This is a genomic window from Protofrankia symbiont of Coriaria ruscifolia (assembly GCF_900634745.1).
GTDB classification, from domain to species: domain Bacteria; phylum Actinomycetota; class Actinomycetes; order Frankiales; family Frankiaceae; genus Protofrankia; species Protofrankia californiensis.
The window spans coordinates 1-12,209 of sequence record NZ_CAAAFR010000145.1; the positions used below are offsets into that span (position 1 = coordinate 1).

9 protein-coding genes and 1 pseudogene are annotated in these 12,209 nt (G+C 69.2%); 4 read left to right on the forward strand and 6 right to left on the reverse strand.

What is annotated here, in order from left to right; all coding sequences use genetic code 11:
- The 5 genes and pseudogenes from CV1CTNOD_RS15920 to CV1CTNOD_RS15940 all read right to left on the reverse strand — a co-directional run.
- Window positions 1-501 (reverse strand): annotated as a pseudogene (locus CV1CTNOD_RS15920) (sucrase ferredoxin); the annotation flags it as partial.
- Between the two features lie 186 nt (window positions 502-687).
- Entirely contained in the window at window positions 688-1,371 is a 684-nt protein-coding gene (locus CV1CTNOD_RS15925; RefSeq protein WP_131786852.1) for a hypothetical protein, read from the reverse strand.
- 409 nt (window positions 1,372-1,780) lie between these two features.
- A complete protein-coding gene (locus CV1CTNOD_RS15930) occupies window positions 1,781-2,923 on the reverse strand; it encodes an AIM24 family protein (RefSeq protein ID WP_131786853.1) in 1,143 nt (380 codons plus the stop codon).
- A 131-nt stretch (window positions 2,924-3,054) separates the two neighbouring features.
- Window positions 3,055-3,732 carry an AIM24 family protein gene (locus tag CV1CTNOD_RS15935; RefSeq protein ID WP_131786854.1) on the reverse strand — a complete coding sequence of 226 codons (678 nt, stop codon included), beginning with the start codon at window positions 3,730-3,732 and terminating at the stop codon, window positions 3,055-3,057.
- Window positions 3,733-3,805: 73 nt separating this feature from the next.
- The gene (locus CV1CTNOD_RS15940; protein ID WP_131786855.1) at window positions 3,806-5,440 is read right to left on the reverse strand and encodes a TerD family protein; all 1,635 of its coding nucleotides are present in this window, start codon (window positions 5,438-5,440) and stop codon (window positions 3,806-3,808) included.
- Between the two features lie 346 nt (window positions 5,441-5,786).
- Between CV1CTNOD_RS15940 and CV1CTNOD_RS15945 the strand changes: the two genes are divergently transcribed.
- The gene (locus tag CV1CTNOD_RS15945) at window positions 5,787-6,773 is read left to right on the forward strand and encodes an aldo/keto reductase (RefSeq protein WP_131786859.1); all 987 of its coding nucleotides are present in this window, start codon (window positions 5,787-5,789) and stop codon (window positions 6,771-6,773) included.
- A 104-nt stretch (window positions 6,774-6,877) separates the two neighbouring features.
- Here the strand turns inward: CV1CTNOD_RS15945 and CV1CTNOD_RS15950 are convergent, their stop codons facing one another.
- On the reverse strand, window positions 6,878-7,420 hold the full coding sequence (locus CV1CTNOD_RS15950) for a hypothetical protein (protein WP_131786856.1): 543 nt from the start codon (window positions 7,418-7,420) through the stop codon (window positions 6,878-6,880).
- Between the two features lie 477 nt (window positions 7,421-7,897).
- Between CV1CTNOD_RS15950 and CV1CTNOD_RS15955 the strand changes: the two genes are divergently transcribed.
- From CV1CTNOD_RS15955 to CV1CTNOD_RS15965, 3 genes are all read left to right on the forward strand, one after another.
- On the forward strand, window positions 7,898-8,677 hold the full coding sequence (locus tag CV1CTNOD_RS15955; protein ID WP_131786857.1) for a sporulation protein: 780 nt from the start codon (window positions 7,898-7,900) through the stop codon (window positions 8,675-8,677).
- 181 nt (window positions 8,678-8,858) lie between these two features.
- Window positions 8,859-10,436 carry a hypothetical protein gene (locus CV1CTNOD_RS15960; RefSeq protein WP_207386482.1) on the forward strand — a complete coding sequence of 526 codons (1,578 nt, stop codon included), beginning with the start codon at window positions 8,859-8,861 and terminating at the stop codon, window positions 10,434-10,436.
- The coding region (locus tag CV1CTNOD_RS15965) for a serine/threonine-protein kinase (RefSeq protein WP_165485551.1) at window positions 10,427-12,209 on the forward strand (1,783 nt) is incomplete at its 3' end. The genes CV1CTNOD_RS15960 and CV1CTNOD_RS15965, both read left to right, overlap by 10 nt.

Here is a 12,209-nt window from a genome sequence, read left to right on the forward strand (position 1 = left end):
GTCGAGGCCGGGGCCGGGGCCGGGGTCGAGGTCAAGGCCGAGAAGCCGGAGGATCCCCTCAGCAAGACGATCCTGGGAGACAACGTGGTCGGTGCCCTGGAAATCGTTGGAGTTCCGGCGGCGCCAGACCGTGACCCGGACGCCGGATCGCCGATTCCGACCAGCGGTGGGGGTCCCCACCGACTCCGCCGCCGGGATCCCGGCGGCCTTGCCGATCGGGCTGCCAGGTGAGCCGCCAGGCGTCCTGCCGGTCGAGTTTTCAGGCGGGTCGCCGGCAGAGTCCCCGGCCGGCAGGACGGCGAGCAGCCGGACCCGGTGCGGCCGGCTCCGCATCACCTCCGCGAAGGCCGGTATGTCACTGACATCCCGTGGCCACGGCGGCGGCGTTTCGACGAGTACGAAGGTGTCGCACACCAGGGCGGACCCGATCGGGTCGACGCCCTGCTCCCGCGTCCACTCGGCGCAGCGGAACGACAGCGAGGACGTGGTTCCGACGCTCATCACCCTGCATCCCGCCCTTGTAGTACCTACGACCTCCGGCGGCGCGGAAAGATCATGATCGCGCCGCCTTTGGCCCGCCGGTCATCAGGATCGGGGCGAGTCGCCGGCCATGAAGGCACATGCTGGACGAACAGCCCGCCCGCTTACCCAGGCAGCGCCGACATGCCTGCCCGGACTCCATCCCTATCAGGAGTCAGCCGCCGGCGTGGGCACGGGCACGCCGGTTGACGGTGTTGGCGTAACCAACGGCACAACAGTAGGTGGCGGTGACTCGGTGTGGACGGGCTGCGGCTGGACGGGCTGCGGCTGGACGGGCTGATCAGTCCGCGCGGGCGACGGTCGTGTCGTGACGGTGGTCGTGGCTACTGCTGTCGGCGGGGTGATGTGGGGCTGGATCACCTGGGGCAGGTGCGGGACGGGACGTGACCCGGAGCCACCACCGGACGCCGGTCCGCCACCGGACGGCAGTCCGCCGTCGGAAACCGGCCCGCCGTCGGTGGTTCCGGGCGGCACAACTCCGGGGGATGCGAGGTCGGGTGGCCTGACGGTCGGGGTGGGGCGCACGACACCGGCGGTCACCGGGGCAGCGGACAGCAGGGCAGAGGGCACCGGAGTAACGGCTGTGAGAACCGACGTCCGGCTGCCTGCCTCGGTGGTCTGCCCACCCCCGACGGCATGCAGATACAGGGAGACGACGATCAGTACGGCTCCGACGGCCCCGGCGCCGGCCCCCAGCCACGGATTCGCTCGAAGCCGCAACCACCAGCCGGACGCGCGCCGCCGGCTACTCACGCGGACCCCCACCTGCGCCGGTGCCCGCCCGGCTACGCGCAGCCCCGGCCGCGCGCGGCTGCCAACGGACCGGGACACGAAGCCGCGGTCACCGCGTCCGGAAGCTACACGTCCAGAAGGTAGATGCCCCACGCCCAGTATGACGGGTCCGGACCCGTTCGGGTTGTACCTCACGCAGTGGACCGGGGATTTCAGCCCCGGCCCTGGGGCGTCGGTCAAGCAGCGCAGACCCATATCGAAGTCGACCGGGCATCCATGATCGAACATCGTCGAATCATGAAAGTGAAGGAGCGGACGGTCGTGACAGCAGTCGTTTCCACACTCACTTTCGTGATCGAAAAAGAGCGTGCGACTACCTGATCGACGCTGCGGACGGCCCGCATCGACGGACGGTTCGAAGCCCGCCGCACGGAGGAAGCCGGCTCAGTGGTCCGCGGGCCTGGGCCTCCGGCGGCGCGAAAAGCATGATCGCACCGCCTTTGGCCGGCTAGCGGCCGCCAAACAGGCCGCCGCGGCCGTGCCCCTGGTTGCCGAACAGCCCACCGAGGGCTCCACCAAGCCCACCGGGTGGACCGCCGCCGTGTCCGTCACCGCCGTGCCCTGGACCACCGTGGTGACCCTGCGGCTGGTTGCCGGCGAAACCGGCTTCGCCGAGCCCGAAACGTTCAGCGAGCCCGGCGCCGGCGAGGGCATTGTAGGGCGGTAGCAGCTCGCAGGGCTGGACGATGACATAACCGTCCCCGGAGAACTGCATCTGCCAGCTCTCCCCGGTGTTGCCACGCGGCCTCCACACCGAGGACGAGGTGACCGCCGCCTGCATCGACACCTGCAGGCTCGACGACCAGCCCACCACCGCGTCCGCGTCCGCGAAGTAGTAGTTCTGCGGGGTCACGTGCATGACCAGCGGAGCGCCCGACGTCACGACCGCGGCCTTGCCGTTCCCGGACAGCTCCACCTGGTAGCTGCCGGCACCGGCGATCGACACCTGGGAGTCGATGCGGACGACGTCCCAGTGCAGGCCGGCGTCGAAGGCGAGCACGTTCTTACCGTCCACCGTCAGCCCGTCACCGGCCAGGTCGAGAATGTGGACGTCCTGCGCCTGGTAGGCGAGGAAGACCGTGCCACCGCCGGAAACCTTCATCAGGTTCAGGCCCTCGCCGCCCTGGAACAGCGACCGGAACTGGCGGCCCCAGCCCTCCCAGTGGGCGTCGAAGGTGGCCCCGCCCTGGTAGGCGACCATGGCGCCCTTGCGGGCGTAGAACTCCCGCATACCCTCGGCTCCGAGGGTCGCCTTGAGCATCTTGCCGTTCTGCAGGGTGAAGCGTTCCCGCGCCTGCACCTCGGGATTGCCGAGCAGGCTGCTGCGGATCCCGCCCGCCGCACCCGCGGGCGGGCCGGGCGGAGCAGACGGGCCGGGCGGGGCACCCGGTGTCCCCCCTGGATAACCCCCCGGCGCTCCCCCGGCCGGCGGATATCCAGGCGGTGGGTACCCCGGCGGTTGCCCGCCGGCCGGCGGGTAGCCGCCGGGCTGGCCGGGAGGGGGTGGGTATCCACCGGGACCTCCGCCACCGGGGTAACCACCGGGTGGGTAACCGCCCGCGGGCGGGCCGCCGAATCCACCGTGGCTCATCGTCGAATCCTCTCACCCACGCATGCCGCGCAGTCAGCCGAACGCCACATCACACGCAGCCCACATCACACGCAGCCCACGTCACGTGCAGTCCCACATCAACATGCAGCGCACGTCAACATGCAGCGCAGTCACCCACGCACCGAGAAGGTCGGCCGCTCGTCCTCACTCGGCTGGACCACGACGAAACCCTGACCGGAGAAGCCGAGTTGGAACGCCTCGCCGGAACCGCGGCCGATCAGTCCGCCGAGCCGGGCGGTCCGCCGGGGCTGGACGTGCAGACCGTCGGTGTAGGCAACGAGCGCATCGGTGTCGACGAACGTCTGCGCCTCCCGCGTGTCCAGCACGACCGGGTTGCCCTTCGCGGTCATCGCGACCCAGCCGTGACCGCGGACGACCACGTTGAACATGCCCATGCCGGAAAGCATGTTGACCCCGCGGACGCGTTCGATCCCCCACTGCAGGTTGGCGTCGAACGCGAGGATGTTCTTGCCGTTGATGGACAGGCCCTCGCCGGCCAGCTGGGCGACGATGACCTCCTTGCCGTAGTCGGCCAGGTAGAGCAGGCCCTGGCCGACCGCGGTCATCAGCGGTACGCCCTCACCGGTCGCCCACGAGGAGGCGATCCGACCGAGCTGCGGGGGCTGCGGATTGAAGTCGATCAGACCCTCATAGGCGATCATGGACCCGGTCCGGGCGAACAGGTCCTGCCCGGGTTGCATGACCACTTTGACGATCTTGGAACCGTGCTTGCTCATCCGGTCCATGATCTGCGTCTGCCCGAAATGATCCATCAACGTTCCGTACACGGCCGCCTCCTTCCTGCTATCCCGGGGTCTCCGAGTACACGATAAAAAGCATGATCGTGCACTCTTCGGCCGCCTAGACCTCGTACGGTTGGACGACCACGAAATGGCCCTGGAAACCCATGAACTGCAGTGCCAGGGATTCGCCGCTGCTGCCGGAGTAGATCTGCCGGGATATGCGCACCTGGGTCGACACGCTCACCCGCATTCCGGACGTCCAGGCGACCAGCGCGTTCATGTCGGCGAACGTCGGTCCGGCAACGTTCAACATCATCGGGGTTCCCTTGGTCATCACCACGATCGTCCCCTGACCGGACACCTCGAAGTGGAAGAAACCACCTCCCGGGATGCCGGGGCTCTCGATACGTTTGATCTCGGTGTGCAGGGAGCTGTCAAACGCCAGGATGTTCTTCGCGTTGATGCACAGCGACTGGCCGTTGAGCTCGACGATGTGCAGGTCGCCGGCATCCTGGGCGAGGAAGACCTCGCCGCGGCCCTTACACGTCATGAGTTTGAGGCCCTGACCGGTGAGCTTGTTCTCGAGCAACCCGCGCAGGCCGGAACTTTTGTAGTCGAAGTCGACGTCGCCCTGGTAGGCGACCATCGACCCGCGCAGGGCAAGGACGTCCGGCCCCTGACCGAGAGTGACCCTGACCAGCTTGCCGTTCTGCTGTGTCCAGCGACCGGCCGCGGGGACCTCCCGGTAGGGGCTCAGGCTGTTCATTGCGCCCGGCACCGCCGGTTGGATCTGGGACGGCAGGATCTCGGTCGGCCCGAATCCGCCGGGTACCTGCTGGCCGTGTCCAGGTGCCTGCGGAGGCGGGACGGCTCCGGCGCCACCGGGCTGGCCGTACCCGGCGGCGGGCTGCGCATAGCCGGGCTGCGGCTGCCCGTAACCCGGCTGCGGCTGTCCGTAACCCGGCTGCACCGGTTGCGGGTGGCTGTAGCCCGGCTGTGCCGGCGGGGATGCGACCGGCTGGGCATGGAGCGGTGCCGGTGGTGGTGCCGGCGGAACGGGCGGCGGAGCCTGCGCAGGCGTCGGTTTGGCGTAGCCCGCGGCAGGCGCCCCGAATCCGGACGCCGACGGCGCCGCGGGTGGGGGCGGCGCCTGGGTCCGGGTGGCGCCTGCCGGCGGGCCGAACCCGCTGGGCGCGGCCGGCGCGGGCTGCGGTGGGGATGATGTGTCCTCCACCTCGCCGCCGAAGGAGCGGATCAGCCCCGCAAGCCCGCCGGCGAAGCCCTGCCCGACGGCGGCAACCCTCCAGACACCCTTGCGGTAGAGATCACCGATGATGACGGCGCGTTCGCTGGTGAAGTCCGCGCCGGTGAACCCGTAGCGCAGGACCTCGGTACCGCCGACGACGATCCGGAAATAGCCGGCGGAGATCTGCGACGCCGCTCCCGCACCGTCGATTGCCGCGCAGAACGACAGCTTGTGGATGCTTGCCGGTACCTTATCCAACGTCACTCGGAATGACTGGGTGTCACCGGCCTGTTCGCCCAGGAGCTGGACCGATCCCTCGGGTGACTTCGGCTGGTTGAAGAAGACGAAGTAGCGATCGTCGGACAGCTTGTCGTCCGCGTCCAGACCGAAACAGGAGACGTCCCAGGCGAGGCCGGGGGCGGTCAGGGCAATCCCTACGTAGAGGTCGGTGCCCGGGGTGACCGCGGACAGCTGGCTCTTCTGCCCCCGGTTGAACTGTTGGACCACCGCACTCCCCTTCGCCCTTCACCCGTCACGTCGATCTGCCCCGACGTCGGACGCCCGGGACGGACGCGGACCCGCACGAAACCGGACTGCATGGGTTCTCGCTTCGCCGGAGGCGTCTAGAAAACTAGCAGCCCAGCCGGGACCGGTTCGACGGCCCATAACGCTCGCGGTGCTGTCAGCCAGCGGACACCGCGGGTACTCGGCCGGCGGCACCACGGGCACTGGGCCGGCAGGTGCCACGGGGACGGCACGGGCAGCACAGGCAGCACGGGCACCCAAGCGGCGGACGACCGCGCCTCGGCGTAACCAGGTCGCGCGCCGGCTCTCGACGGCGTTCACTGGAGTCATGCGGTATGTCGATGGAGTAACAACAAAGAAGAAGATCTCCGTAATCGGGCTGGGGACCTGGCAGTTCGGCTCCCGGGAGTGGGGCTACGGCGCGGTTTATGCCGCCAGTGAGGCGCCGACGATCGTCCGGCGCGCGCTCGAACTCGGTGTGACGCTCTTCGACACGGCTGAGGTGTACGGCTTCGGGCGCAGCGAGCGGATTCTCGGCTCCGCGCTCAGGGAAGCCGGCGCGCTCGAGACGTCCTTCGTCGCCACGAAGTTGTTCCCGGCGCTGCCGGTCGCACCGGTCGTCGAGCAGCGCGCGGTGGCCAGCGCCAACCGGCTCGGCGTCCGGCAGATCGACCTCTATCAGGTGCACCAGCCCCATCCCCTGCTGCGTGACACCACCACCATGCGGGGCATGGCCGCGCTGCAGCGGGTCGGCCTCGTCGACGCGGTCGGCGTCAGCAACTACTCGCTGGAGCGCTGGCAGGCGGCCGAGGAAGCGCTCGGTGCTGCGGTACTGTCCAACCAGGTGGAGTTCAGCCTGCTACAGCCGCGGGCCGAAAGGGACCTGGTGCCCCACGCGGTGAAGAACGACCGGCTGATCATCGCTTACAGCCCCCTGGCGATGGGCGTGCTGTCCGGCCGGTACACCCGGGAACGCCGTCCGACCTCGTGGATACGCACATCGCATCCACTGTTCCTCCCGAGCAACCTGGACGCGGCGCGGCCGGTGCTCAACGTCCTGCGCGACGTCGCCGCGGCACACGACGCAAGCCCGGCGCAGATCGCGCTGGCATGGGTGATCCGGCATCCGAACGTGGTGGCGATCCCCGGGGCCTCCAGCGTCGCCCAGTTGGAGAGCAACGTCGCCGCCGCCGACATCGAGCTGACCGACGAGGAGTACGGCGCGCTGAAGACCGCCTCCGACGCCTTCGAACCGACCGTCGGCGGACGGGCGAGAGCCGCCGCCATCCTGCGCGGAGGGTTGCGCCGGCGCTGACCGCCGGTCGGCAGACGGCTGCGGTCGGCAGACGGCGCTCCGGTCCGCCCGGACGGCCGACCGGGGTTACGGCCGACGGAGGTCACCGCCGACCGGGGTCGCGGTCAGTCGGGATCCGGGGCGGATATGACGTGGAACGGCGGGCACACCACCGAGGAGTGGTGCGCGGCGGCTTCCAGCGCGAGCTGCACCCGGTCCTGCGGGTCGAGATGCGCACTGCCGTGCAGGGATCCCAGCGCGAACTCCTCGCCGCAGCCGACCGCGTCGTACAGGTCGATGCTGCGCCCGATCTGGAAGTCGGAGTCGATGCGGTACAACCGACCGCGGATACCGGCCAGGAACACCCCGCCGGCCTCTGATCCCGACTCGGTGCGTGTGTAGCCTCCCTCGCGCAGGCAGTCACGCACCGCGGAGATGAAGTCGGTGGCCATGAACCGGTCGACGTCCCATGTCTGGGGGGCGGGCGGGACCAGGCTGTACCTCAGGAGCTGTCCCATCCGGAACGACGAGGTGAAGCCCATGATGAACTCGCCGTTACGGAACACCTTGGTGTCAGCGCGGACCGTGATGGAGTAGCCGGCCACCCCGGCACTGTCACCACCAATGATCACGCTGCCGTCATGCTCAAGACCGACGATGCAGGTCACAAGAACGAATCGTATCGTCTCGATGCATGCGATGTCCGACAAGTGCCGCATGGACCCTCGGGGTCACGTCCGCGGCCATGTCCGCATGGTGGCGGTGAGCGGTTTACCTGCGGCGCGCAGGCTCCCGCATGTCCTCGCCGGCAGGGCTGTCGAGGCCTGCCGTCCGCCCGCCGTGGACGCAGATCCGCAGGACCTGCCGGCACGTTTGTCACCTGTCCCACGGTCTCCACGCTGGGCGTACTCGGCCAGGGGCGGCCGGTGAGCCCCTCCGCGGCGCTGCGCCCACCCGTGGCTGTCCGCGGTATGACTCGGACGGCCGCGGGTCGCGGTAATCCTCGTGTGAGAGCGTAAGAACCCGCAGCGATGTTCGGCATCGATCCGGATGTGCGGTGCCGGCATCGCGACGCCGGGCACGACGGCAGACGTGACGACAGACACGACGACAGGTATGACGGGCATGAGGGGTGGGCAAGGCGCGTGGGCATGAAGCGGATGATGGCGCGGCTGGGAGTGGGCAACGCCGACGTCGAAACAGTCCTGGACCGCTCCGAGGTCCTTCCCGGCGGGCTGGTCACCGGGACCGTGACCGTCAGGGGTGGCAAGGTCGACCAGGAGATCAACGAGGTGCGGGTCGCGCTCGAGGCCACCGTCGAGGTCGAGACCGACGACTCCACCTGGTACGAGAACGTCAGCTTCGGTACCCGCAGCATCGGCGGGAAGTTCACCGTCGCCGCCAACCAGGAAACCGGCGGACGGTTCGAGCTGCCGGTCCCCTGGCAGACCCCGATCACCGACGTGGGCGGCTGGCACCTGCACGGCATGAAGATCGGCGTGAAGACCACAGTGGACATTCCGGGAGCGGTCGACCCCGGCGACCTCGACCCGGTGAACGTGCACCCGCTGCCCGTCCAGGAGGCGGTACTCGCCGCGCTCGGCGACCTCGGTTTCCGGTTCCACTCCGCGGACGTGGAAAAGGGCCGGCTGTCCGGCTCGGACCTCCCCTTCTACCAGGAGATCGAGCTGCATCCGGGCGGAGAGTACGCCCGCCGTATCAAGGAACTGGAAGTGACGTTCCTGGTCGACCCGTCCGGCATGGACGTGGTGTTGGAGGCCGACCGGCGCGGCGGACTGCTGCGCTCCGGTGGGGACGCGCTCAGCCGCTTGCGGGTCGGCCACCACGACACCGACCGCCACCATCTCGCCGGCCTGCTGCACGAACAGCTCCAGCGTCTGGGCGCCCGCCGCGGCTGGTTCTAGGGGCCTGCCTGGTGGATCTTCAATCGCGCGGATCGGCCAATATCCACCAGACAGGCCCTGGAAGGCGTCCGGGAATCGCCGTCCATGACGTGTTCCAGGACGTGTTCGGGAATCGCCGTGCAAGCAACGGGCCGCGTCCGGGTAATTCCTGGCAGGGCCCGCGGCTTCCTGCCCACAGCGGATGACGTGTATCGGCCCGGCCGGGAACGCGCAGGGCTCGGTGCGCAGCATCCGGAGGCGGTGCTCCCGGGGAGGGCACGCCCGCTGGTACGCCTCCGGCGCGGCCTGGTGTTCCGGAGGGGTTCGCCTGGCCTCCCGGCATCCGGTGTTCACCGCGATGTTGGCGGCGGCGGCCGTCGTACGTCTTACGGCGGTCATCGGCTACGTGCCCGCCCTGTGGTTCAACGACAGCTTCGAATACCTCGGTGTGGCATTACGACCGCAGCCGTACGTGGTCCGGCCATCGGGCTACAGCTTCTTCCTGATGGCGCTGGAACCGTTCCACAGTTTCCGGCTCGTCGTCGTCGTCCAGCATCTTCTGGGCCTGGCCGTCGCCGTCATGATCTACGTGCTGCTCCGCCGGTACGACATGCCCGGCTGGCTTGCCGCCCTCGCCACCGTCCCGCAGCTCTTCGACGGATATCAGATCCAGGTCGAACACATGGTGATGGCCGAGACGCTGTTCACCGTCCTGGCGGTGGCAGCTGTCGTGACCCTGCTGTGGTGGCGCCGGCCGCCCACGATCGCCGCCCTGGCCGCGGGCGGGCTGCTGGCAGGGGCGGCCCTGACCCGCACGGTCGGCCTTCCACTGGCGGTGGTGGCGGGCCTCTGGCTGCTGGCCCGCCGTCCCGGGTGGCGACCCGTACTCGCCTTCTGCCTGACCCTGCTCATACCGCTGGGCTGCTACGGCGTCTGGTTCCAGACGGTGCACGGGCAGGTCGGCATCGTCGGAAGCGACGGAGTCTTCCTCTATTCCCGGACGACCTCGTTCGTGGACTGTGCCCGGACGCACCCGCCGGCCGACCTGGCGGTTCTCTGCCCGCGAGAACAGCTCGACGCGCGCCAGCCGCCGTCGAACTACATCTGGCACACCGACACGCCGTTACACGGTATTCCCGGTGCCGTTTTCAGCCCGGCGAAGGAATCGCTGGCCGGAAGGTTCGCCCGGCGGGCCGTCGTGACGCAGCCGCTGGACTACGCCGGTATCGTGCTACGGGACTTCTCCCGGACGTTCGGGCCGCGGCTGACCGACTACCCGAATGCGGGCATGGTGCGTCCCTTCATGTTTCACGTCCCACCCGACCCGGTCCCCGATCGGACCTTCATTCCCGGTGGCAGCAGTCCCGAGGACGTCCGCGCCTACGAACACGGCGGCGGCACACACCGCCTGCACCAGCCGTTCGCCACCTGGTTGGAGGTTTACCAGCGTCAGGTGGCCGTCCCCGGGCCGGTACTGGGCCTGCTGCTGTTCGGCGCCGTCCTGGGAATCGCAACGGCGAGTCGCTACCGTGCCCATCTGCGTACGCCGCTTTCGCTGATCACCGCCGCCGGTCTGACGTTGCTGGCCGTACCGCCGTTGACGGCCGGCTTCGATCACCGTTATGTCCTGCCCGCACTGGCGTTCCTGGGAGCCGGAGCGGGGCTGGGCTTGCGGATACTCGCGACGGGGGTCAGCAGGTCGAAGGCGGTGCGACCATGTTTTTCGCGACGACGGAGGCCGGAGTCCCCCGGCCACCACGAGGTGGATCCGTGCCATTAGTCGATCTTTCTCGCGTGGCCGCGGCGCTGCCCAGCTACACGTTGGGTGAAGAGCTCGGAAGCGGCGGGCATGGTCTGGTCCTCGCCGGACATCACCAGGGCCTCGGCCGAGACGTGGCAATCAAGATCCTTCCCGGGATGACGGACCCCGACGTCCCCACCGCCTTCACGACCGAGGCCCGTCTGCTGGCCGGGCTCGACCACCCGCACATCGTCCGGATCTATGACTATGTCGAGCACGACGGCCTGTGCCTTCTCATCATGGAACTGCTCTCCGGAGGAACCCTGACCCGCCGGCACCGGACGCTGTCCGCCGAGGATGCCTGCGCCGCGGGGCTGGCCATCGCCGAGGCACTGGACTGCGCCCACAGCAAGAGCGTGCTGCACCGCGACATCAAGCCCGACAACGTGCTGTTCTCGGGCAACGGCCTGCTGAAGGTCACCGACTTCAGCATTGCGAAAATCTTCGACGCCACCACGGTCACCGCCAACACGATCGTCGGTACGCCGAGATACATGGCACCCGAACAGCTCGACGGCGGTCGCCTCAGCCCGGCCACCGACCTGTACGCGCTGGGAATCGTCCTTTACGAAATGCTCGCCGACGCTCCGCCGTTCAACCCGGAACTGCCCCTGATGGCGCTGATCCGCCAGAAGGTCGACCTCCCCACGCTGCCCCCGGCGGGCGTTCCCGAATCCGTGGCGAAGATCCTCATGCGCGTCCTTGACCGGGATCCGGCGCTGCGGCATCCCACAGCCCGGGCCTTCGCCCTCGACCTCGCCCGCGCCGCGGCCCGCGCGTACGGCCCGCGCTGGACCAGCCGCTGCGAGATCAGCCTGCACGTCGCCGACGACGTCCGCGAGGCCGCACGGTACCCGGCGGGAGCGGGAAGGGTGTCCGGACTCGCCGGCGGACAGGCCGTTGCGGCGCCGCCGGGCCGGACGGCGCCGCCCCCACCGGCCGGCCGGCAGGCTCCGGGGCGGACACCGGCACCGATACCGGACATCGGTCGCACCACTGACCGGCGGGTCGACCGGCACATTGACCAGCGGGCGGACCAGCACATTGACCGGCACATCGACCAGGACGGCGAAGTGACCGCACGGCGTGCGCTCGTGCCCGAGCCGATCGCCCCGAAACCGGCGGACGGCGCCCGCCGCCGGCGGCGTCGACGGGTCGTCGCCGCCGGCGTAGCCGTCTGGGCGGTCATCGTCGTGGTCATCGCTTTGCTGATCAGCCGATCGTCGCGACCAATCATGATCATAACGGCTGCCGGCACCGGTGTTGCCGGCTTCTCCGGCGACAACGGGCCAGCCACCGCGGCCCAACTGAGCAAGCCGGACGATCCGATGGTGGACAACACCGGCGCTGTCTACTTCGCCGACACCGGCAACAACCGCATCCGCCGCATCGGCACCGACGGCGTCATCACCACCGTCGCGGGCACCGGTACATACGGTTTCTCCGGCGACAACGGACCCGCCGCCCAGGCCCACTTCGCCACTCCCACGGACGTGGCCCGGGACAGGGCCGGCAACCTGTACATTGCCGACACCGACAACAACCGCATCCGCCGCATCAACGTCGCCGGAACCGTCACCACCGTCGCCGGCACCGGGGCGGCCGGCTACTCCGGCGACAACGGACCAGCCACCGCAGCCCAGCTGACGAAACCGACCGGCGTCATGGTGGACGCCGGCGGCAACCTGTACATCACCGACACCGGCAACCACAGCATCCGCCGCATCGGCACCAACGATGTCATCACCACCG

Coding starts and splice junctions, on each gene's coding strand:
- CV1CTNOD_RS15930 (WP_131786853.1), bottom strand. CDS start 2,923: ATGAGCCACGGTGGATTCGGCGGCCCGCCCGCGGGCGGTTACCCACCC.
- CV1CTNOD_RS15945 (WP_131786859.1), top strand. CDS start 5,787: ATGCGGTATGTCGATGGAGTAACAACAAAGAAGAAGATCTCCGTAATC.
- CV1CTNOD_RS15960 (WP_207386482.1), top strand. CDS start 8,859: ATGACGTGTATCGGCCCGGCCGGGAACGCGCAGGGCTCGGTGCGCAGC.